General features: G+C 56.4%; 12 protein-coding genes, 2 tRNA genes, 3 rRNA genes and 2 pseudogenes. 9 read left to right on the top strand and 10 right to left on the bottom strand.

Going from position 1 to position 22,937, the window contains the following annotated elements; translation table 11 throughout:
• Positions 1–67 precede the first annotated feature (67 nt).
• Positions 68–1,165, bottom strand: coding sequence for a BMP family ABC transporter substrate-binding protein (locus OYW20_RS21605; RefSeq protein ID WP_268797936.1), 1,098 nt, complete (start codon positions 1,163–1,165; stop codon positions 68–70).
• Positions 1,166–1,467: 302 nt separating this feature from the next.
• Here OYW20_RS21605 and OYW20_RS21600 point away from each other — a divergent pair, with 302 nt between their 5' ends.
• A complete protein-coding gene (locus OYW20_RS21600; RefSeq protein WP_268797935.1) occupies positions 1,468–2,559 on the top strand; it encodes a calcium:proton antiporter in 1,092 nt (363 codons plus the stop codon).
• Positions 2,560–2,681: 122 nt separating this feature from the next.
• On the opposite strand, the pseudogene OYW20_RS21595 reads toward OYW20_RS21600, so the two are convergent.
• The 9 genes and pseudogenes from OYW20_RS21595 to OYW20_RS21555 form a co-directional block, all read right to left on the bottom strand.
• Positions 2,682–4,037 (bottom strand): annotated as a pseudogene (locus tag OYW20_RS21595) (8-oxoguanine deaminase).
• Positions 4,038–4,204: 167 nt separating this feature from the next.
• Positions 4,205–4,891, bottom strand: coding sequence for an SDR family oxidoreductase (locus OYW20_RS21590; protein ID WP_268797934.1), 687 nt, complete (start codon positions 4,889–4,891; stop codon positions 4,205–4,207).
• A gap of 304 nt (positions 4,892–5,195) precedes the next feature.
• Positions 5,196–6,122 carry an ABC transporter permease gene (locus OYW20_RS21585; protein ID WP_268797933.1) on the bottom strand — a complete coding sequence of 309 codons (927 nt, stop codon included), beginning with the start codon at positions 6,120–6,122 and terminating at the stop codon, positions 5,196–5,198.
• Positions 6,122–7,222: an ABC transporter permease gene (locus OYW20_RS21580; protein ID WP_268797932.1), complete on the bottom strand. Its 1,101-nt coding sequence runs from the start codon at positions 7,220–7,222 to the stop codon at positions 6,122–6,124. The genes OYW20_RS21585 and OYW20_RS21580 overlap by 1 nt, the downstream gene beginning before the upstream one ends.
• Before the next feature lie 11 nt (positions 7,223–7,233).
• The gene (locus OYW20_RS21575) at positions 7,234–8,802 is read right to left on the bottom strand and encodes an ABC transporter ATP-binding protein (protein ID WP_268797931.1); all 1,569 of its coding nucleotides are present in this window, start codon (positions 8,800–8,802) and stop codon (positions 7,234–7,236) included.
• A 551-nt stretch (positions 8,803–9,353) separates the two neighbouring features.
• The gene (locus OYW20_RS21570) at positions 9,354–9,947 is read right to left on the bottom strand and encodes an IMPACT family protein (protein WP_268797930.1); all 594 of its coding nucleotides are present in this window, start codon (positions 9,945–9,947) and stop codon (positions 9,354–9,356) included.
• 31 nt (positions 9,948–9,978) lie between these two features.
• The gene (locus tag OYW20_RS21565; RefSeq protein WP_268797929.1) at positions 9,979–10,641 is read right to left on the bottom strand and encodes a TetR/AcrR family transcriptional regulator; all 663 of its coding nucleotides are present in this window, start codon (positions 10,639–10,641) and stop codon (positions 9,979–9,981) included.
• An 84-nt stretch (positions 10,642–10,725) separates the two neighbouring features.
• A complete protein-coding gene (locus OYW20_RS21560) occupies positions 10,726–12,111 on the bottom strand; it encodes a uracil-xanthine permease family protein (RefSeq protein WP_268797928.1) in 1,386 nt (461 codons plus the stop codon).
• Between the two features lie 248 nt (positions 12,112–12,359).
• Positions 12,360–13,280 (bottom strand): LysR family transcriptional regulator, encoded by a 921-nt coding sequence (locus tag OYW20_RS21555; protein ID WP_268797927.1) that lies wholly within the window; start codon positions 13,278–13,280, stop codon positions 12,360–12,362.
• A gap of 137 nt (positions 13,281–13,417) precedes the next feature.
• Here OYW20_RS21555 and OYW20_RS21550 point away from each other — a divergent pair, with 137 nt between their 5' ends.
• From OYW20_RS21550 to OYW20_RS21515, 8 genes and pseudogenes are all read left to right on the top strand, one after another.
• Positions 13,418–14,764 carry an aspartate aminotransferase family protein gene (locus tag OYW20_RS21550; RefSeq protein WP_268797926.1) on the top strand — a complete coding sequence of 449 codons (1,347 nt, stop codon included), beginning with the start codon at positions 13,418–13,420 and terminating at the stop codon, positions 14,762–14,764.
• A 69-nt stretch (positions 14,765–14,833) separates the two neighbouring features.
• Positions 14,834–16,331, top strand: a pseudogene (locus tag OYW20_RS21545) (CoA-acylating methylmalonate-semialdehyde dehydrogenase).
• A 575-nt stretch (positions 16,332–16,906) separates the two neighbouring features.
• Positions 16,907–18,443 (top strand): 16S ribosomal RNA (locus OYW20_RS21540).
• 80 nt (positions 18,444–18,523) lie between these two features.
• Positions 18,524–18,600, top strand: a tRNA-Ile gene (locus OYW20_RS21535).
• Between the two features lie 30 nt (positions 18,601–18,630).
• A tRNA-Ala gene (locus OYW20_RS21530) sits at positions 18,631–18,706 on the top strand.
• A gap of 232 nt (positions 18,707–18,938) precedes the next feature.
• A 23S ribosomal RNA gene (locus OYW20_RS21525) occupies positions 18,939–21,826 on the top strand.
• Positions 21,827–21,991: 165 nt separating this feature from the next.
• Positions 21,992–22,107: ribosomal RNA gene (gene rrf / locus OYW20_RS21520) — 5S ribosomal RNA — on the top strand.
• The 16S, 23S and 5S rRNA genes sit together here with 2 tRNA genes alongside, the layout of an rRNA operon.
• A 174-nt stretch (positions 22,108–22,281) precedes the next feature.
• The gene (locus OYW20_RS21515) at positions 22,282–22,857 is read left to right on the top strand and encodes a plasmid pRiA4b ORF-3 family protein (protein ID WP_268797925.1); all 576 of its coding nucleotides are present in this window, start codon (positions 22,282–22,284) and stop codon (positions 22,855–22,857) included.
• Positions 22,858–22,937 lie beyond the last annotated feature (80 nt).

Below are 22,937 nucleotides of genomic sequence, written 5' to 3'. Positions count from 1 at the left end.
GTTGTCAGCATCTGAAACACCGCCTTCACGGGCTAGCGCGCTCCTTCAGTGGTGCGATGCCGCGGAGTTACTTCGGCAAGTCCGCCTTGATCCCTTCAACGTAATAATTCATCGACGCTAGCTCGGCGTTGGTGGCGATGCTGCCAGCCGGGATTTTTACTGCGCCTGTCTGATCCTTGATCGGGCCGGTGAACGGATGGAAAGCGCCGCTTTCGATGTCCGCGATGATCTTCTGGGCCTCGGTTTTCACGTCGGCAGGCACCACGTCGCTGATAGGCAACTCCACCGTTCCCTCTTTCAGGCCGCCCCAGTAATCCTGAGACTTCCACGTGCCGTCGATCACCGATTGAGTGGCCTGGATGTAATGCGGCCCCCAGTTGTTGACGATGGAGGTCAGCACCGCTTTAGGCCCGAAATGAGCCATGTCAGACGCATAGCCAACCGCATAAACCCCACGACGCTCAGCGGCCTGAATCGGCGCCGGGCTGTCGGTGTGCTGGAAGATAACGTCCGCGCCCTGATCGATCAGCGCGTTGGCGGCATCGGCTTCCTTGCCCGGATCGAACCAGGAGTTGACCCAGACCACTTTGATTTCGGTGCCGGGGTTGTATTTGTCCAGCGCCAGCTGAATGGCATTGATGTCGCGCAATACCTCAGGGATCGGGAACGAGGCGACATAGCCGATCTTCTTGGTCTTGGTCATTTTCGCAGCGAGGAAGCCACTCACGTAACGGCCCTCATACGTGCGGGCGAGGTAGGTCCCCATGTTCTTGTCCTGCTTGTAACCGGTCGCGTGCTCGAAGGTTACTTTGGGAAATTGCTTGGCAACCTTCAGCGTTGGGTTCATGTAACCGAAGGAGGTGGTGAAAATCAGGTCGTAGCCGCCTTTTGCCATGTTGCGAATCACGCGTTCGGCGTCGGCGCCTTCCGGTACGTTCTCGACGAAGCTGGTAGTTACTTTGTCCCCAAGGGCATCGGCCATGGCTTTGCGGCCTTGCTCGTGCTGGTAGGTCCAGCCGTGGTCGCCGATGGGGCCGATGTAGACAAAGCCGACTTTCAGCGGATCTGCTGCCACTGCCATCAGGCTTGCGCTCAGGCCGACAACGGCAGCCATGGCGCACAACAATTGCTTAAGTGGGCGACGCGAGTGGAGGGTGGAAAGCATGCAGGTCGAGCTCCTTTGGTCTTGTTGGCGGTGCCGTCTGGGCGGGCTGTGCAGTCAATGCAAAAAGCTGACCAATAAGACAAGTTAGCCGTATACCCAGACCCGCCGCCGTCGGGTGATCGGTGAGGTCTGCCCATATGGCTCGGGACAGTGCGTGCGTGCGTCATATCGACGCGAACTGGTGCAAACCGCTATCGAATGCGCTTCGTCTTGAAACCTTTGGTCACAAACTGCACTCTGAACCGCTCGGAACTCGATCAATTCATGGACGCCGCGGCTTTTGTGGCAAAGGTAAAGCAACAATGGGCGCGATTCTCAAGCAAGAAAAGTTTCTCCTGTTGGCCATCATCGCGACGATATTCGCGTATGGCTTCGAACATCAATTCCTCAGCTACGGGCATACGGTCGCGCTGATTTCAGGCATCGTGCTGGTCGGCTTTATCGTCTGCGCGTCTATGCGAGTTGCGCATCACGCCGAGCTGTTGGCGGAGAAGGTAGGCGACCCGTACGGCACGATGATCCTGACCTTGTCGGCGGTGCTGGTTGAAGTGGTGATCCTCGCGATCATGATGAATAACGAGCCTTCACCGACGCTGGTGCGCGACACGATTTATTCAGCCGTGATGCTCGATATCAACGGTATTCTCGGGCTGGCCGCACTGATGGGCGGCCTCAAGCACGGGGAACAGTCCTATAACGATGATTCGGCGCGCACCTACAGCGTGATGATCCTGACGGCCATGGGCGTGTCCATGGTGGTGCCAGAGTTCATCCCCGAAGGCGACTGGAAGGTTTACTCGGCATTTACGATTGGCGCGATGGTGGTGCTGTACACCCTGTTCTTGCGTATGCAGGTTGGGCCACACAGTTACTTTTTCAGTTACAGCTACCCCGATAAAAAGCGTCGAAAGTCTGCGCCTGAGCAAGAAGACAAGCCAATTAGCCTGCCGTTTTCGATTGGCATTCTGATGTTTGGCGTGGTGGTGATTGGTGCGTTGGCGGAGGTGATGTCCAAGACCGTCGACCTGGGCCTTGAAGGCAGCGGTGCGCCACCGGTTATGACCGCTATTCTGGTGGCAGCGATTTCGGCAGCGCCGGAGATTCTGACGGCGCTGCGTGCGGCATTGGCCAATCGCATGCAGTCGGTGGTCAACATCGCACTGGGCGCGTCGTTGTCCACGGTGATCCTCACCGTTCCCGTCATGGAGGCGATGGCGCTGTACAGTGGCCAACCTTTCCAGATGGCGATGACGCCCGTGCAGACGGTGATGATATTCATCACCTTGCTGGTCAGTGCAATCAACCTGAACGACGGTGAAACCAACGCGATCGAGGGCATGACTCACTTCGTATTGTTTGCCACGTTCATCATGCTGTCGTGCCTGGGGCTGTGATCGGCTGGCTATAGGCCGCCTGTCATGGTCGCTGGGTTCGGTTTTGGACATGGCTGGGGATTTGGCTTCTGCCGGGAACCGGCAGTAAGCGCGCAGTGTTTCAGATGCGGCGATGGCGTCTGTTATCCCCTGATAAGCTCGTTCGCAGCCTGCCGATGATCGGCAATCAATCCCTTCAAATCCAGGCCCTCGACTTGGCCATCAATCACTCGCCACTGGCCGCCGATCATCACCCGATCCGCGCGGTCGGCACCGCACAGCAGCAACGCCGAAAGCGGATCATGGCTCCCGGAAAACCTTAGCTCGTCGAGTTTGAACAGCGCCAGATCCGCCTGTTTGCCTACCGCCAGTTCGCCAATGTCTGTACGTCCCAGCAATTGCGCCGAGCCTTTGGTGGCCCATCCCAGCACCAGTGCCGGGGTGATTCTTTCGGCGCCGTAGCGCAATCGTTGCAGGTACAACGCCTGTTTGGCTTCAAGGATCATGTTCGAGGCGTCATTGGACGCAGAACCATCGACGCCCAGTCCGAGTGGCACTCCGGCGGCGATCAGGTCCAGCGTTGGGCAAATGCCCGATGCCAGGCGCATGTTCGAACTCGGGCAGTGGCAGACGCCGGTCCCGGCCTGACCCAGTCGAGCGATCTCATCCGGGTTGAAATGAATGCCGTGCGCCAGCCAGGTGCGCGGTCCAAGCCAGCCCACGCTGTCCAGATAGTCCACAGTTCGCAGGCCAAAACGCTGAAGGCAGAACTCCTCTTCGTCCAGGGTTTCGGCTAAGTGTGTGTGCAGTCGAACATCCAGTGTTTCGGCCAGCGTGGCGCTGTCTTGCATGATTTGCGGCGTGACTGAAAACGGTGAGCAGGGCGCGAGTGCGATCTGGATCTGCGCACCGTCGCCACGTTCGTGGTAGGTGCGGATCAGCCGTTGACTGTCCTGCAGAATCACCTCGCCTTGCTGCACCGTTTGCTGGGGCGGCAAGCCCCCATCGTTTTCACCCAGGCTCATCGAACCCCTTGTCAGCATTGCGCGCATACCCAGCTCGCGCACGCTTTGCACCTGCACATCAATGGCGTGCTCCAGTCCATCCGGGAACAGATAGTGGTGATCGGCTGCTGTCGTGCAGCCGGACAACAGCAACTCGGTCAATGCGACTTTGCTGGCCAGCGCGAGCTTTTGCGGGGTTAAACGCGCCCACCCGGGATAAAGGGTTTTCAGCCACGGAAACAGCGGTTGGTTCACCACCGGTGCCTAGGCGCGGGTGAGGGTTTGATAGAAGTGGTGGTGGGTATTGATCAATCCCGGCAGCAGCACGTGCTCGCGGGCGTCGAACACCTGATCGCAGGGACGCGAAGGTTGTTCGGCCGGGGCCAGCAGTTGGTCGATGACGCCGCCTTCGATCACTATGCCGCCGCGGGCGTCGAGGTCGTTGGCCGTGAAAACGGCGAGGGGGTTTTTCAACCATATACGGGTGGCAGGCATGGGCCGGCTCCTCTGAAAAGTGGGTTCAGGTTCGCCAGCTCAGTGTTGCCCTGTCTGCTGATCCAGGGTCGTTGGGCTTCGGATGAAGCCCAACGAGGGGGCCGATCTTAAGGACGGCCTGACGGTTGATCAAGCACGTGGTGCGCAGCCGCCCCAAGAGTCCGCAATTACCAGGCGATGGTCTCGCCACGGTAATTAATGAAGTAATGCCCGCCCTTGCCAGCGTAGGCGTTGAGTTGGTCGACCAGGCCAGTGGTGCTGGTCTGCACATCAATGTCAGCGCCTTCGCCGCCCATCGCAGTCTTGACCCAGCCCGGGTGCATAGATAGCACCGTGATCCCGGTGTCACCCAATTGGGTCACGAAGGTATTGGTCATGGAGTTGAGCGCCGCTTTGCTGGCTTTGTACAGCGCCATCTCTGGAGCATCGGGGGAAGCTACGCTGCCCAGTACAGAACTCATGAATGCAATGGTGCCGGTGTCGGGTCGGATTTGACCGACGAAACGCTCGGCCAGTCGAATCGGCGCGATAGCGTTGGTCAGGAACAGTTGTCCCAACTCTGCGGCTGTCGCTTTGGCTGCGCTCTGGTGCGCTGGGCCCATGATTCCGGCGTTCACGAACAACAGGTCGAAGGTCTGATCCTTCAGATTCAGCGTGAGGACTTCGAGCGATGATTGCTCATCCATGTCCAGGGTCTCGACGCGTACGTTGGGGATGCTCTTCAACTCTTCGGCTTTCTGCTGATCACGCACAGTGGCAATGACGTTCCAGCCTTGTTCGGTCAGGCGTTGCACCAACCCAAGCCCCAGGCCGCGTGACGCGCCGATGACCAGTGCAGTTTTGTTAGAGGACATAAAGGGTGACTCCTTTGCAGGCAAACGAAATGCAGCTTCTGAAAGGTGGACCGCATTTACCAGCAGAAATTTGGCTGGATGACGAAACGGTCGCTGGCTTTCACAGACGGCGTACCGTATCGCGTTTTTCCGGCGCAGGCATTCACGTTATTGGCGCGAGCAGACAACACAGCTTTCGATCTGTAGCCGCGAATTCATGCGCGCGGCGCCGGGAAGGGTTCAGCCGTGAGCATCTCTCGCCAGCAAGTTGGCTCCACAGAGGCCTGTAGGCGCGAATCCATTCGCGCGGCGTATTCAGAATGGTTCAGTGCCCGGCCTGCCATGGCTGTCCCAACGAAACCGGGGCATACAGGCGTGTGCGCAGTGCATTGCGTGACAGCAACACCAGTACAACTATGGTCGCGACGTACGGCAGCATCGCCAGCAAGTTGGACGGGATCGCCAGACCAATGCCCTGTGCCACCAGGTACACAATGCTCGCGAAGCCAAACAGGTACGCGCCAAGCAACAACCGCCACACGCGCCAACTGGCGAATACCACCAGCGCCAAGGCAATCCAGCCACGGCCTGCGCTCATGTTTTCGGCCCACATCGGTGTGTAGGCGAGCGACAGATACGCGCCCGCCAGCCCCGCCATTGCTCCGCCAAACAGCACCGCCAACGTACGCACTCGCAACACTGGCAAGCCCATTGCGCTGGCAGCATCGGGGTTTTCTCCTACCGCCTGAATGATCAGGCCGACACGGCTTTTCAGAAGCGTCGACGCCACCAGCGCGAACAATCCGAAGGACAGGTACACCAGAATGTCCTGGGCAAACAGCATCCGACCGATCAGCGGGATATCGCTGAGGTAAGGGATCGCCAGCGGCTCGAACCCCAGCAACGGTTTACCGACCCAGGCGGCACCAATAAAGCTGGAAAGCCCGACGCCAAAGATCGTCAGCGCCAGGCCGGTGGCCACCTGATTGGCGTTGAACACCAGCGCTACCAGCGCGAATAGCGACGAGAGCAGCATGCCGGCGAACATCGCCATCAGCACGCCCAGCCACAAATTCCCGGTGCTCAGCGCCACTATGAACCCTATCACCGCACCGAACAGCATCATGCCTTCCTGCCCCAGATTGAGCACGCCGCTCTTTTCGCACACCAACTCACCCAGCGCGACCAGCAGCAACGGCGTGCCGCAACGCACGGTGGCGAAAAAAATATTGCTCAGCAGATCGATGTCCATCACGCAGCTCCTGTGACTGGTGTCATTTGGCGACGGCCCCAGCGCACCTTGAGGCGTGGGCGGTAAAGAATCAGCACATCGCAGGCCAGCAGGAAAAACAGCATCATCCCCTGAAACAATTGCGTGATGGCTTGTGGGAGATTGAGGGTCATTTGTGCGCTTTCGCCGCCCAGATAGAGCAGCGCCATCAACAGGCTGGAAAACAGAATGCCGATGGGATTAAGCCGCCCCAGAAACGCCACCGTGATGGCGGCGTAGCCGTAACCTGGCGAAACCTGCGGCACCAGTTGGCCAATCGGACCGGTCACTTCGCAAACACCGGCCAGCCCCGCCAGCCCGCCGCTGATCAGCAGCGCCAGCCAGACCAGACGTTTTTCGCGAAACCCGACAAAACCCGCTGCGCGTTTGTCCAGCCCGAGCACCTTGATCTGAAAACCGACGAAGCTGCGTTGCAGCAGCACCCACACTGTCACCAGTGCCAGCAGCGCGAAATACACCCCGGCGTGGGCGCGGCCGTCTTCCATCAACAGCGGCAGGCGGCTGGCTTCACCAAACATGGCAGACTCCGGGAAGTTCATGCCTGCGGGATCTTTCAGCGGCCCGTGTACGAAATACAGCAACAGGTTGAGCGCAATGTAATTGAGCATGATGCTGGTGAGGATTTCGTTGGCGTTGAAATGCGTGCGCAGCCAAGCAGTCAGCCCAGCCCATGCGGCGCCCGACATAACCCCCGCCAGGATAATCAGCACCAGTGCCCAGCGACTCTCCATGTCAATGATATTGACCGCTACTGCGCTGCCGGCCAGCGCGCCCATCAGCAGTTGACCTTCGGCGCCGATGTTCCAGATACGCGCTTGGTACACCACTGCCAGGCCAAGCGCGCAGAGCAGAATCGGCAGGGTTTTCACCAGCAATTCCGACACGCCGTACAGGTCGCTGACCGGGGCGATCAACAAAGTGTGCAACGTGAGAATCGGGTCCAGACCCAGCAACAGAAACAGCAATGACCCGCAAATCAGCGTAAGTAAGGCGGCCAGCAGCGGTGAAAACCACAACATGGGGCGCGACTGTTGGCCGCGCGGTTCCAGGGAAAGCAGCATCGGAATCTCCGTCAGTGGCGCGATGAGGCGTCAGGTTGAAAGGGTTGGAGACACTCGCCGTCAAATTGCCCGGCCATCCAGCCACCGACCTGGACCTGCGTGGTGTGCGCGGTAGGAATAAGCGGTGAGAGCTTGCCGCTGCACAGCGCACCCATTCGGTCACTGATCTGGAACAACTCATCGAGGTCTTCGGAAATCACCAGAATCGCCGCGCCGGCGTCGCGCAAGGCAATCAGCGCACGATGAATAGCCGCCGCGGCGCCGACGTCGACGCCCCAGGTCGGATGCGCCGCGATCAGCAACTTTGGCGCCTGCAGAATCTCCCGGCCGAGAATGAATTTTTGCAGGTTGCCGCCGGACAGGCTGCGAGCCGGGGCTTGGGCATTGGGGGTTTTCACCGCAAAGCGTTGAATGATTGACGCCGCCAGCGCCTGCACTTTGCCGCGCTGAATAAGGCCCTTGCTGACCAGACCTTGTTGGAAGGCAGTGAGCAGAGCGTTGTCAGCCAGTGACATGTCCGGCACGGCGCCGTGGCCTAGCCGTTCGGCGGGTACGAAAGCCAGTCCATGCCTGCGGCGTGCGTCAGGACGTAAATGGCCGGCCTTCATCTCCGCGAAACAAATGCGTGCGGCGTCGACTTTACCCAGCGTCTGCTCGCCACTCAGCAGGGCCAGCAGTTCGTCCTGGCCATTACCGGCTACGCCCGCGATGCCGACGATCTCGCCGCTGCGCACTTCAAGATTGATGTCGGTCAGCGAACAGCCAAACGGATCTGGATTGCGCCACGCCAGGTGTTCAACCCTTAGAAAGGCGGCGTTGCCATTAGCTTTCGGGTAGTGCGCGACGAGCCCTTCGGCATCGCCCACCATCAGTTGCGCCAGTTTCAGGTCGCTGCATTGAGCCGGGATGCAGTGCCCCGAGACTTTCCCCCCGCGCAACACGGTGGCGCTGTGACATAGCGCACGAACCTCGCCCAATTTGTGGCTGATGAATAGAATGCTGCAGCCTTCGTCAGCGAGACGCCTGAGGGTCACGAAAAGATCGTCGGCTTCTTGTGGTGTGAGCACCGAGGTGGGTTCGTCCAGGATCAGCAAGCGAATGTCTTGCATCAGGCACCGAATGATCTCCACCTTCTGCCGCTCGCCGATAGACAGGCTGTGCACCAGTCGTTGCGGCTCCAGTGCCATGCCATAGCGTTGCGAGACTTCACGGATTTTTGGCTCCAGTTGCTTGGGCGTACCCGCTGAAGCGCCCATGGCCAATGCAATGTTTTGCGCGACCGTCAGCGTCTCGAACAACGAGAAATGCTGAAAAACCATGCCGATTCCCAGTTCCCGTGCCTGAGCCGGATTACGCATGGTTCTCGGCTCACCTTGCCAGATGATATGACCGGCATCTGGCTGAACGACGCCGTAGATAATCTTCATCAGCGTGCTTTTACCGGCGCCGTTTTCGCCAAGCAATGCATGGATCTCTCCAGGCTGGATCGTCAGGTCAATGCCGTCGTTGGCAACGCAGCCGGGATATCGCTTGGTGATCTGGCGCAATTGCAGGCGCGCGGGGGTTATCGGATTGGACATGACTGTCTCGAATTGAAATGTGATCGCGTGATCACTTAGCAATTTCTTGGCCAGCTGGTCAGGATTTTTTCGGCTAACCAAGGACTCGCTGGCAAACCAGCGGGGCAGTTGATGGAAACTCCTGGCCAAGGCGCATGTGCGCCATCCCAACGGGGCGGGCATTCTCTAGGCACGCCCCAGTTGAGGGCGGTACGTGATGGAGGCGGTTCAATTTAGGTCAGGAGTTCTGTATGAAAAATGATCACACTTCGGCAACCGCGATGCCCCAAGCCTCCGGGATACCCTTGCACGGCTTATCCACAGGTTGGTCCACAGTTAATGTGTGAAAACTTTAAGGACGGGTATAAAGGGCGCATTCATAGGATCGTGTCGTGCTAAGAGCTGGTAACTCTCTGTTTTTTAGCGTTTTTAGCCAGTGGGTAAGTCAAATGGCTAAAAAATGATCAAACGCCGCAAAGTCATACGGGGCACGGCGTACAGCCGTATGTGCTCAGCTTGTCCACAGGCGGATGCACAGTAGATGTGAGCAAGTATCAGGGCGGCGAGAGTGTCTATTCTGTCGCGGCGCGTTGCAGGATGATTCGCCCACGACTGAGGTCAGCCAGTTGTTGCTGCAGGGAGTCAATGTGCTCCGGGCCGACCGCAATCGTGAGTTCCACGCCATTGGCTGTGAAGGACTCTTCCTGAATCAGCGCGCTTATATCCGCCAGCCGTACTTTCACCAGCGCAAGTTCACTGAAGCTGCAGTCAAGGCGCACCGGAACACGGTTGATCAACGGCAAACGCGCAGCCTGCTGCAAGCATTTGTTGGCGCCGCCCCCGTAAGCCCGCGCCAACCCGCCGGTGCCCAGTTGAATGCCGCCGTACCAACGGATCACCAGCACCACGACTTGATCGAATTCCTGGGCTTCAACGGCGGCCAGAATAGGGCGGCCGGCGGTGCCTCCCGGCTCACCATCGTCAGTGCTTCGATATTGATCCCCCAATTTCCAGGCCCAGCAGTTGTGGGTGGCGTTCTGGTCGCTGTTCTGCTCGATGAAAGCTTGCGCGTCAGCAGGGCTGTTAATGGGCGTTGCTAGAGTGATGAATCGGCTCTTGCGAATTTCTTCACGCCACTCGCAGGGGCCGACAAGGGTAAAAGGCATTCGATTTTTCCAGCTGACGGCGGGGTGCGATCTAACGCGCAGGAGGCGTCAGGCCGCAGCCCTTGAGAATGATGCTGATGAGATTGTCGCCTGCCGCTTCCATGTCCTGCTTGGTAAGCCGCGTACGGCCGGTGACCTGGCAGATCTGGGTCGCGAAGTCAGCGTAATGCTGGGTGCTGCTCCACAGCAGAAAGATCAGGTGAACCGGATCCACGGGGTCCATTTTCCCTGCATCGATCCAGCCCTGAAACACTGCCGCCCGTCCTTCAAACCAGGTGCGGTAATCCTGGCTGAAGTACTCGTTCAGGCATTCCCCGCCGCTGATGATCTCCATCGCAAAGACCCGCGATGCCTGCGGCTGACGACGAGAGAACTCCATTTTTGCGCGAATGTAGTGGGTCAGGGCCGTGGCAGGATCGTCCTCGACCTTCAGGGTGTTGAAGGTGCTGTCCCACAGCTCGATGATGTTGCTCAACACCGCGATGTACAGCCCCAATTTGTTGGTGAAGTAGTAATGCAGGTTGGCTTTTGGCAGTCCGGCGTTTTGCGCGATGGTGTTCATGCTGGTGCCTTTGAAACCGTGACGTGCGAACTCGTCCTCGGCAGCCTTCATGATCGCTTCTTCGTTTTTCTGACGAATACGGCTCGCAGGTTTGGTGGCGCCGGGATTATGAGCAGGGACTTCGAGGGTCATGTTTCGATTCCAGAAGAGCGTGGGGTGCACTGTGTGAACAGATAACGCACCCGCGACAATCCGACAAGCGTGCGCGATTGAAAATTAGCGCTCCGGCGCATCGGTCGCGTGGTTTTGCTGAGCGTCAGGCTGTTTCGCTTCCGGCAACAGCAGGCACATGACAATCGCGGTGATGCCGCCGCTGGTAATCGCCGAGTCAAACAGGTTCTGCACCAGTTGGGGCAAGTGGTGGAGCAGAGCAGGTTGCGCCGCGATGCCCAAGCCTACGCCGAACGAGGTGGCGATGATCAGCATGCTTCGGCGATCCAGTGGCGACTGCGCGAGAATCCGCACGCCTGCTGCCGCGACGCTGCCGAACATCACCAGCGTTGCGCCGCCCAATACCGGTTTGGGTATCTGTTGAAGAATGGCGCCGATGACAGGAAACAAGCCGAGCATGAACAAAATGACGCCGATATAAAGGCCAACGTAGCGACTGGCAACGCCGGTCAGCTGGATCACGCCGTTATTCTGCGCGAAGGTGGTGTTGGGGAATGCGCTGAACGTCGCGGCGATCATGCAACTCACTCCGTCACCCAGGATCCCGCCCTTCAAGCGCGCGATGTAGGACGGGCCTTTGATTGGCTCGCGGGACAACATGCAATTGGCCGTCAGGTCGCCGACGGTCTCGATGCTGCTGATGAGATAAATCAGCGCAATGGGCAGGAATGCGGCCCAGTCGAAGCTGAAACCGAATTTGAATGGCACAGGAATCGCGATCAGCGCGGCGTCTGCCAGTGAGTGCGGGACCAGCTTTCCACTCAACCACGCTGCCACGCTGCCCGCCGCCAGGCCAATGATGATTGCCGAAAGCCTGATCCACGGCGTATTCGAACGGTTCAGCAGAATGATGATGACCAGCACGAAAGCGCCCAGCGCCAGGTTGACGTGTTCGCCGAAGTCCGGGGCGTTGAAGCCGCCGCCGAGATCGGTTACCCCAACTTTAATCAGGCTGACGCCGATGAGGGTGATCACGATGCCGGTCACCAGCGGCGTGATGATGCGGCGCAGTTGCCCGATAAAACGGCTGAGTACGATCTGCACCACTGCGCCGAAGAAACACACGCCGAACACCATGGCCATGATGTCTTCAGCGCTGCCACCACGCTGCTTGACCATGAAACCTGCGGACAGGACGGCGCCCAGAAACGCAAAGCTGGTGCCTTGCAGGCAAATCATCCCGGCGCCAATACCAAACGGCCTACGTGCCTGAATGAAGGTTCCGACGCCAGAAACCATCAGTGCCATGCTAATCAGGTAAGGCAGGTATGCGCCGAGCCCCAGTGCCGAGCCGATGATCAGCGGTGGCGTGATAATGCCGACGAAAGCAGCAAGCACATGCTGGAGGGCGGCCAACGTGGCTGGCAACGGTTTTGGATGATCGTTGAGGCCGTAAATCAGTTCGCTATTGCTGGAGGAATCGGGCTGCATGTCGGACTCTCGGACTCTCGGTTTCTGGGAGTGAGCCGGATCTGCTGATTGAACACGACACTTGCGGGTGTGTGGATGAGACACGACGCCTGCGCGACTCAGCGATCCTTCTTCATTGCTGCAAAAAGCTGTCCAGGTGATCAGATTGTTGTCGTTGTGCTGCATATATATTCAATTAAATCAGTGTATTAAGGATTATTTGTGGATTTACAAGGTCTGCGGACGGAGGGCCTTTTTTTAAAAAGGCCTCATCGAGTAGCCGCCAATGTTTCCAGAAAGCTTTCAAGCACCAAATGGGGGCGGCGACCTTTGCGTGTCACCGTCACAAGGCTCAGGTCGTAGAAACGATCCTTGGGCTTGAGCGCCCGGATTCGGCCTTGCTGCACCCAGGCAGAGGCGTAGTGATCTGGCAGATAGCCCACATAGCGTCCAGTCAGAATCAGAAAAGCCATACCTTCGCGGTCCGATGCACTCGCCGTGCATTTCAAGGCCTGGTAGTGCGCCTGAATATCGGCCGGTAAACGGAAGGTCGGTGCGATGGCTTCCTGACCGGCGAGGCGCTTATCGTCAAGTTGCGCGTCGTCTGCGTAAAAAAGCGGATGCCCAACGGCGCAATACAGCAACGAGCGCTCGCTGTAGAGCGGCTGATATTCCAGCCCTGACAACGCGCTGGCCTGAGGCACGACCCCAACGTGCAGTCGCCCGTCGAGGACACCTTGCTCGACCTCGTTGGGCGCGATCATGCGGATGTTGATGTATACATCGGGACCGCGTTCTTTTAGTTGAGCAAGCGCATGGGTGATGCGCATGTGGGGGAGGGTGACAAGGTTATCGGTCAGGCCGATATTCAACTCTCCACGAAGATGTTGATGCAGGCCGTTCACCTCTGTACGAAAGCTCTCTAAAGCACCGAGTAACTGCAGAGCGGATTGGTAAACCTCTCTGCCTTCCTCGGTCAGAGAAAACCCGGCGCGCCCTCGCTGGCAGAGGCGCAACCCCAGGCGTTGTTCGAGGTCACTCATTTGCTGGCTGATGGCCGATCGTCCAATGCCAAGCGCGCTTTCGGCTGCTGAAAAACCTCCTGCTTCCACGACGCTTCTGAACACGCGAAGTAGGCGGATATCGAAATCGCTGACTTGTGCCAGCGGGTCGGGGCGACGAATAGTCATAGTTTAGTGAGCAGCCAACTAAGGATCGTAAAAGCGGTATTTTTCAGACTTTATGCCCGTGGCAAATTCACTGCAACCCGGCCCTGCCTGTTCGACCCGTAAGACAGGCCATCCATGCCCTTAGTGAGGTCGTATCAATGAACATGCTCGAATCGTCTGATATGTCATTGGCCAGCCAGTTGAAGCTTGATGCTCACTGGATGCCCTACACCGCCAACCGCAATTTCCATCGCGATCCACGACTGATCGTTGCAGCCTCGGGCAGTTATCTGACAGACGACAAGGGCCGGAAAATTTATGACGGCTTGTCGGGGCTCTGGACCTGCGGCGCAGGCCACACCCGTAAAGAGATTCAGGAGGCCGTCTCACGCCAACTTGGGACGCTGGACTACTCGCCGGGTTTCCAGTTCGGTCATCCACTGTCGTTTCAACTCGCCGAGAAAATCACCGATCTGACGCCGGGTAAACTCAATCACGTATTCTTCACTGACTCGGGGTCCGAATGTGCCGACACCGCAGTCAAGATGGTGCGCGCCTACTGGCGGCTGAAAGGCCAGGCTTCCAAAACCAAAATGATTGGTCGCGCACGCGGTTATCACGGGGTCAATATTGCAGGCACCAGCTTGGGCGGGGTTAACGGAAACCGCAAAATGTTCGGGCAGTTGATGGATGTTGATCACTTGCCGCATACCCTTCTGGCCAGTAACGCCTATTCGCGCGGGATGCCGGAGCAGGGCGGCATCGCACTGGCAGACGAGATGCTCAAGCTGATTGAACTGCACGATGCGTCCAACATCGCGGCGGTCATTGTCGAGCCGATGTCGGGCTCTGCCGGTGTCATCGTGCCGCCGCAAGGCTATTTGAAGCGTTTGCGCGAGATTTGCGATCAGCACAACATCTTGTTGATTTTCGATGAGGTCATCACTGGGTTCGGGCGCACCGGTTCTATGTTTGGCGCCGACAGTTTCGGTGTGACGCCGGACTTGATGTGCATTGCCAAGCAAGTCACCAACGGCGCGATCCCCATGGGTGCGGTGATTGCCAACAGCGAGATTTATCACACGTTCATGAACCAGGCGACGCCTGAGTACGCGGTCGAATTCCCGCACGGCTATACCTATTCAGCCCATCCCGTTGCCTGCGCGGCTGCGCTGGCTGCGCTGGACCTATTGCAGCGTGAGAATCTGGTGCAGCAGGTGGCGGAAACTGCGCCGCATTTCGAAAGCTCTTTGCATGGGCTCAAGGGCAGCAAGCACGTCATCGATATTCGTAATTACGGTCTGGCTGGCGCGATACAGATTACTCCACGTGACGGCGACGCCATCGTGCGGCCTTTCGAGGCCGCCATGAAACTATGGAAGGCCGGCTTCTACGTACGCTTTGGCGGAGACACGCTGCAGTTTGGGCCAACCTTCAACAGTAAGCCCCAAGACCTTGATCGTATGTTCGACGCTGTGGGCGAAGCGCTCAACTCGGTCGACTGATTTTCCCCCTCTCTCTGCACACAGGCGCGGCTCGGTCGCGCTTGATGTCGTTTCTTTGACGTTTGATTGATGAGCAGCATTGCGCACTTGATTCATGGCGAGCGGGTAAGCGGCGGCGGTCGTTCGGCTGATGTGTTTAATCCGTCTACGGGCCGGGTCATTCGACAAGTACCTTTGGCCAGTCGGGAAAATGTCCAGCAGGCCATTGATTCAGCCAAAGCCGCTTTTCCTGCCTGGCGAAATACGCCGCCTGCCAGGCGTGCGCAAGTGATGTTCCGCTTCAAGCAATTGCTGGAGCAGAACGAAGCGCGTATCGCGCAACTGATCAGCGAAGAGCACGGCAAGACGCTGGAAGATGCCGCCGGCGATTTAAAGCATGGGATCGAGAACGTTGAGTACGCCTGTGCTGCGCCAGAAATTCTGAAGGGCGACTACAGCCGCAACGTAGGACCGAACATCGATGCCTGGTCAGACTTCCAGCCACTCGGTATGGTCGCGGGGATTACCCCGTCTAACTTCCCGGCGATGGTGCCGCTGTGGATGTATCCGCTGGCCATTGCCTGCGGTAATTGCTTCATCCTCAAACCCTCCGCGCGCGACCCTAGCTCCACGTTGCTGATCGCGCAGTTGTTGCATGACGCCGGTTTGCCAAAAGGCGCGCTCAATGTTGTGCATGGCGACAAGGTTGCGGCCGATGCGTTGATTGAAGCGCCCGAAGTGAAAGCGCTGAGTTTTGTCGGGTCCACGCCCATCGCCGAGTACATGTATAAAGAAGCAACCTCGCGTGGCAAACGGTTCCAGGCGCTGGGCGGAGCGAAGAACCACGCTGTCCTGATGCCGGACGCGGATTTGGATAATGCGATGAGTGCGCTGATGGGTGTCGCGTACGGTTCGTGTGGCGAGCGTTGCATGGCAATCTCGGTGGGCGTCTGTGTCGGCGATCAGGTCGCTGACGCGTTGATCGCCAAGTTGGTTCCTCAGATCAAGGCGCTGAAAATCGGTGCAGGCACTGCCTGTGGCCTGGACATGGGGCCACTGGTGACCGCGCAGCATCTTGAATAAGGTAAGCGGCTTTAGAGAGGATGGGTTTTCAGCTGGCGCGAAGCTGGTCGTCGATGGTCGTGGCTTGAGTGTGCCGGGCCATGAGGAAGGCTTCTTTCTGGGAGGATGCCTCTTCGATCACGTCACCCCCCCCGAGATGCGTATCTATAAAGAAGAGATTTTTGGACCTGTGCTGTGCATCGTTCGGGTTGCTAGCCTTGAGCACGCCATGCAACTGATCAACGATCATGAGTACGGCAATGGCACCTTCATCTCTGCACGTGATGGTGACGCGGCTCGTTTGTTTTGCGACGAGATTGAGGTTGGCATGGGAGGCGTCAACGTCCCGCTGCCGGTTCCTGTGGCTTATCACAGCTTTGGCGGATGGAAACGGTCGTTGTTCGGTGATCTGCACGCATACGGTCCGGACGGTGTGCGCTTCTATACGCGACGTAAGGCAATTACCCAGCGCTGGCCACAGCGGGCTTCCCATGAGGCATCGCAGTTCGCCTTCCCCAGTCTGTAGATAGAGCGACTAGGGGTGAATCGGGCTGGTTTTTGGCATTTTCTGACTGATATGACAGTTTCATGAAATTAAGTGTTGACGGCCCTCAGGATCTGTCTATAATTCGCCCCACTTCCGGCGCGGACGAAACGGAAAACTCTTTGGTAATCAATGAGTTGGACGAAGTAAACGGTGAGGAAGTGCTTCGATTGAGTGGTTCGAATCGAAGGTGCAGAAAGGGGGTTGACAGCAGATTGTAACGCTGTAGAATTCGCCTCCCGCTGACGAGAGACGCTAAGTCGCTCACGGCGCAAGTGGTTGAAGTTGTTAAAGATTTCCAAGCGAAACTTTGAAAGCTTCTGAAAATAACCGCTTGACAGATACACGGGGCGCTGTAGAATGCGCGCCTCGGTTGAGACGAAAGATCTTAACCAACCGCTCTTTAACAACTGAATCAAGCAATTCGTGTGGGTGCTTGTGCTGTAAGACTGATGTCAACTGATTATCAGCATCGCAAGTTACTCCGCGAGAAATCATGGTTTAACCAACGATTGCTGAGCCAAGTTTAGGGTTTTCTCAAAACCCATGAAGTAATTGAACTGAAGAGTTTGATCATGGCTCAGATTGAACGCTGGCGGCAGGCCTAACACATGCAAGTCGAGCGGCAGCACGGGTACTTGTACCTGGTGGCGAGCGGCGGACGGGTGAGTAATGCCTAGGAATCTGCCTGGTAGTGGGATAACGTTCGGAAACGGACGCTAATACCGCATACGTCCTACGGGAGAAAGTGGGGGATCTTCGGACCTCACGCTATCAGATGAGCCTAGGTCGGATTAGCTAGTTGGTGAGGTAATGGCTCACCAAGGCGACGATCCGTAACTGGTCTGAGAGGATGATCAGTCACACTGGAACTGAGACACGGTCCAGACTCCTACGGGAGGCAGCAGTGGGGAATATTGGACAATGGGCGAAAGCCTGATCCAGCCATGCCGCGTGTGTGAAGAAGGTCTTCGGATTGTAAAGCACTTTAAGTTGGGAGGAAGGGCATTAACCTAATACGTTGGTGTCTTGACGTTACCGACAGAATAAGCACCGGCTAACTCTGTGCCAGCAGCCGCGGTAATACAGAGGGTGCAAGCGTTAATCGGAATTACTGGGCGTAAAGCGCGCGTAGGTGGTTCGTTAAGTTGGATGTGAAATCCCCGGGCTCAACCTGGGAACTGCATTCAAAACTGTCGAGCTAGAGTATGGTAGAGGGTGGTGGAATTTCCTGTGTAGCGGTGAAATGCGTAGATATAGGAAGGAACACCAGTGGCGAAGGCGACCACCTGGACTGATACTGACACTGAGGTGCGAAAGCGTGGGGAGCAAACAGGATTAGATACCCTGGTAGTCCACGCCGTAAACGATGTCAACTAGCCGTTGGGAGCCTTGAGCTCTTAGTGGCGCAGCTAACGCATTAAGTTGACCGCCTGGGGAGTACGGCCGCAAGGTTAAAACTCAAATGAATTGACGGGGGCCCGCACAAGCGGTGGAGCATGTGGTTTAATTCGAAGCAACGCGAAGAACCTTACCAGGCCTTGACATCCAGTGAATCTGCCAGAGATGGCGGAGTGCCTTCGGGAACACTGAGACAGGTGCTGCATGGCTGTCGTCAGCTCGTGTCGTGAGATGTTGGGTTAAGTCCCGTAACGAGCGCAACCCTTGTCCTTAGTTACCAGCACGTTAAGGTGGGCACTCTAAGGAGACTGCCGGTGACAAACCGGAGGAAGGTGGGGATGACGTCAAGTCATCATGGCCCTTACGGCCTGGGCTACACACGTGCTACAATGGTCGGTACAAAGGGTTGCCAAGCCGCGAGGTGGAGCTAATCCCATAAAACCGATCGTAGTCCGGATCGCAGTCTGCAACTCGACTGCGTGAAGTCGGAATCGCTAGTAATCGTGAATCAGAATGTCACGGTGAATACGTTCCCGGGCCTTGTACACACCGCCCGTCACACCATGGGAGTGGGTTGCACCAGAAGTAGCTAGTCTAACCTTCGGGGGGACGGTTACCACGGTGTGATTCATGACTGGGGTGAAGTCGTAACAAGGTAGCCGTAGGGGAACCTGCGGCTGGATCACCTCCTTAATCGAAGACTCAGCTTCTTCACAAGTTCCCACACGAATTGCTTGATTCATTGAAGAAGACGATAGAAACAGCCCGAAATTGGGTCTGTAGCTCAGTTGGTTAGAGCGCACCCCTGATAAGGGTGAGGTCGGCAGTTCGAATCTGCCCAGACCCACCAATTTTGTGTGGGAAACGCCTGTAGAAATACGGGGCCATAGCTCAGCTGGGAGAGCGCCTGCCTTGCACGCAGGAGGTCAACGGTTCGATCCCGTTTGGCTCCACCACTTACCGCTGTTTCGTTGTTAGAGTTTAGAAATGAGCATTCCGCTGATGAGGCGGTGAATGTTGATTTCTAGTCTTTGATTAGATCGTTCTTTAAAAATTTGGGTATGTGATAGAAAGATAGACTGGATGGCACTTTCACTGGTGTTCATTCAGGCTAAGGTAAAGTTTGTGAAATGCAAACTTTCGGCGAATGTCGTCTTCACAGTATAACCAGATTGCTTGGGGTTATATGGTCAAGTGAAGAAGCGCATACGGTGGATGCCTTGGCAGTCAGAGGCGATGAAAGACGTGGTAGCCTGCGAAAAGCTTCGGGAGTCGGCAAACAGACTGTGATCCGGAGATGTCTGAATGGGGGAACCCAGCCATCATAAGATGGTTACCTTACACTGAATACATAGGTGTATGGAGCGAACCAGGGGAACTGAAACATCTAAGTACCCTGAGGAAAAGAAATCAACCGAGATTCCCTTAGTAGTGGCGAGCGAACGGGGACCAGCCTTAAGTTGTATTGAGATTAGCGGAACGCTCTGGAAAGTGCGGCCATAGTGGGTGATAGCCCTGTACGCGAAAATCTCTTTGCAATGAAATCGAGTAGGACGGGGCACGAGAAACCTTGTCTGAACATGGGGGGACCATCCTCCAAGGCTAAATACTACTGACTGACCGATAGTGAACCAGTACCGTGAGGGAAAGGCGAAAAGAACCCCGGAGAGGGGAGTGAAATAGATCCTGAAACCGTATGCGTACAAGCAGTGGGAGCCCACTTTGTTGGGTGACTGCGTACCTTTTGTATAATGGGTCAGCGACTTATTTTCAGTGGCGAGCTTAACCGAATAGGGGAGGCGTAGCGAAAGCGAGTCTTAATAGGGCGTCTAGTCGCTGGGAATAGACCCGAAACCGGGCGATCTATCCATGGGCAGGTTGAAGGTTGGGTAACACTAACTGGAGGACCGAACCGACTACCGTTGAAAAGTTAGCGGATGACCTGTGGATCGGAGTGAAAGGCTAATCAAGCTCGGAGATAGCTGGTTCTCCTCGAAAGCTATTTAGGTAGCGCCTCATGTATCACTGTAGGGGTAGAGCACTGTTTCGGCTAGGGGGTCATCCCGACTTACCAAACCGATGCAAACTCCGAATACCTACAAGTGCCGAGCATGGGAGACACACGGCGGGTGCTAACGTCCGTCGTGAAAAGGGAAACAACCCAGACCGTCAGCTAAGGTCCCAAAGTCATGGTTAAGTGGGAAACGATGTGGGAAGGCTTAGACAGCTAGGAGGTTGGCTTAGAAGCAGCCACCCTTTAAAGAAAGCGTAATAGCTCACTAGTCGAGTCGGCCTGCGCGGAAGATGTAACGGGGCTCAAACCATGCACCGAAGCTACGGGTATCATCTTATGATGATGCGGTAGAGGAGCGTTCTGTAAGCCTGTGAAGGTGAGTTGAGAAGCTTGCTGGAGGTATCAGAAGTGCGAATGCTGACATGAGTAACGACAATGGGTGTGAAAAACACCCACGCCGAAAGACCAAGGTTTCCTGCGCAACGTTAATCGACGCAGGGTTAGTCGGTCCCTAAGGCGAGGCTGAAAAGCGTAGTCGATGGAAAACAGGTTAATATTCCTGTACTTCTGGTTATTGCGATGGAGGGACGGAGAAGGCTAGGCCAGCCTGGCGTTGGTTGTCCAGGTTTAAGGTGGTAGGCTGGAATCTTAGGTAAATCCGGGATTCTAAGGCCGAGAGCTGATGACGAGTGTCCCTAGGACACGAAGTGGTTGATGCCATGCTTCCAAGAAAAGCTTCTAAGCTTCAGGTAACCAGGAACCGTACCCCAAACCGACACAGGTGGTTGGGTAGAGAATACCAAGGCGCTTGAGAGAACTCGGGTGAAGGAACTAGGCAAAATGGCACCGTAACTTCGGGAGAAGGTGCGCCGGTGAGGGTGAAGGACTTGCTCCGTAAGCTCATGCCGGTCGAAGATACCAGGCCGCTGCGACTGTTTATTAAAAACACAGCACTCTGCAAACACGAAAGTGGACGTATAGGGTGTGACGCCTGCCCGGTGCCGGAAGGTTAATTGATGGGGTTAGCTAACGCGAAGCTCTTGATCGAAGCCCCGGTAAACGGCGGCCGTAACTATAACGGTCCTAAGGTAGCGAAATTCCTTGTCGGGTAAGTTCCGACCTGCACGAATGGCGTAACGATGGCGGCGCTGTCTCCACCCGAGACTCAGTGAAATTGAAATCGCTGTGAAGATGCAGTGTATCCGCGGCTAGACGGAAAGACCCCGTGAACCTTTACTATAGCTTTGCACTGGACTTTGAATTTGCTTGTGTAGGATAGGTGGGAGGCTTTGAAGCGTGGACGCCAGTTCGCGTGGAGCCAACCTTGAAATACCACCCTGGCAACTTTGAGGTTCTAACTCAGGTCCGTTATCCGGATCGAGGACAGTGTATGGTGGGTAGTTTGACTGGGGCGGTCTCCTCCTAAAGAGTAACGGAGGAGTACGAAGGTGCGCTCAGACCGGTCGGAAATCGGTCGTAGAGTATAAAGGCAAAAGCGCGCTTGACTGCGAGACAGACACGTCGAGCAGGTACGAAAGTAGGTCTTAGTGATCCGGTGGTTCTGTATGGAAGGGCCATCGCTCAACGGATAAAAGGTACTCCGGGGATAACAGGCTGATACCGCCCAAGAGTTCATATCGACGGCGGTGTTTGGCACCTCGATGTCGGCTCATCACATCCTGGGCTGAAGCCGGTCCCAAGGGTATGGCTGTTCGCCATTTAAAGTGGTACGCGAGCTGGGTTTAGAACGTCGTGAGACAGTTCGGTCCCTATCTGCCGTGGACGTTTGAGATTTGAGAGGGGCTGCTCCTAGTACGAGAGGACCGGAGTGGACGAACCTCTGGTGTTCCGGTTGTCACGCCAGTGGCATTGCCGGGTAGCTATGTTCGGAAAAGATAACCGCTGAAAGCATCTAAGCGGGAAACTTGCCTCAAGATGAGATCTCACTGGAACCTTGAGTTCCCTGAAGGGCCGTCGAAGACTACGACGTTGATAGGTTGGGTGTGTAAGCGCTGTGAGGCGTTGAGCTAACCAATACTAATTGCCCGTGAGGCTTGACCATATAACACCCAAGCAATCTAGCGACCCGAGAGGGCACAGATTGCGGTGACTGTGAAGATGACAGACGCTGAAAGTTTGCAGTACACGAACCAAACTACCTGATCACATACCCGATTTGCCGAAGCGAGGCCCTGGCGACAGGTGCAGCGACTTGGTACCCGAATTTCTTGACGACCATAGAGCATTGGAACCACCTGATCCCATCCCGAACTCAGCAGTGAAACGATGCATCGCCGATGGTAGTGTGGGGTTTCCCCATGTGAGAGTAGGTCATCGTCAAGATTAAATTCCGAAACCCCATCTGCTTACGCAGATGGGGTTTTGTTTTTGCGCGCGAAAAAATCGGACCTTGCTTGGTAATGGTTTTAAAATCGTTAACTATCTGTACAAACGGCTGGACTAGCTGCTATCCCGGGACATGTCCCGTACTGACAAAAAATCTGTGAGGCCTTATCCATGGTCAGTAATGTTCGCTCGTTAAAACCCAAAGCTGGGTTGCTGATACTGCATATTGAGTTGAAGTGGGTCGAGCCAGTCATATGGCGCCGCGTGGTGGTCTCCGAAAGAATTACCTTGGGCAGGCTGCACGCAGTGATCCAGATTGCGATGGGCTGGTACGACGAGCATCTACATGAGTTTGAAATTGCTGGTGAAAAGTACGGTATTCCGGATCCGGATGGATGCGGAGTGCCCATTCACGCTGAGGCCCGCAAGACATTGATCAAAGCACTGAACGGCGAAAATACGTTCAGTTATCTCTACGACTTTGGCGACGGTTGGGAGCATCAGATAACAGTGGAGGAGAAACAGCCCGCAGGCAGGCGGAAAGTGCCCAGGTGCATCGACGGTGCCAACGCCTGCCCACCGGAAGATATTGGTGGAGCGGGAGGTTATGCCTATTTCCTCGAAGTAATGGCCGACCCGAATCATCCAGAGTACGAAGCTATGTTGGAGTGGTACGGATGGCGGTTCAACCCAACGCATTTCGATAAGGCGTCGGTCAACGAGTGGTTGCGGTCAATTGAGGCCTGAGTCTCAGCAGAGGATTGCCAGACGCTTGCCATCAATCACAACCCGATAAACACCCTTCAAGGTTACACTCCGCGCTTCAG

Origin of the sequence: Pseudomonas sp. BSw22131 (assembly GCF_026810445.1) — a bacterium.
Classification (GTDB): Bacteria; Pseudomonadota; Gammaproteobacteria; order Pseudomonadales; family Pseudomonadaceae; genus Aquipseudomonas; species Aquipseudomonas huanghezhanensis.
This window is presented reverse-complemented; position numbering and strand designations above follow the sequence as displayed.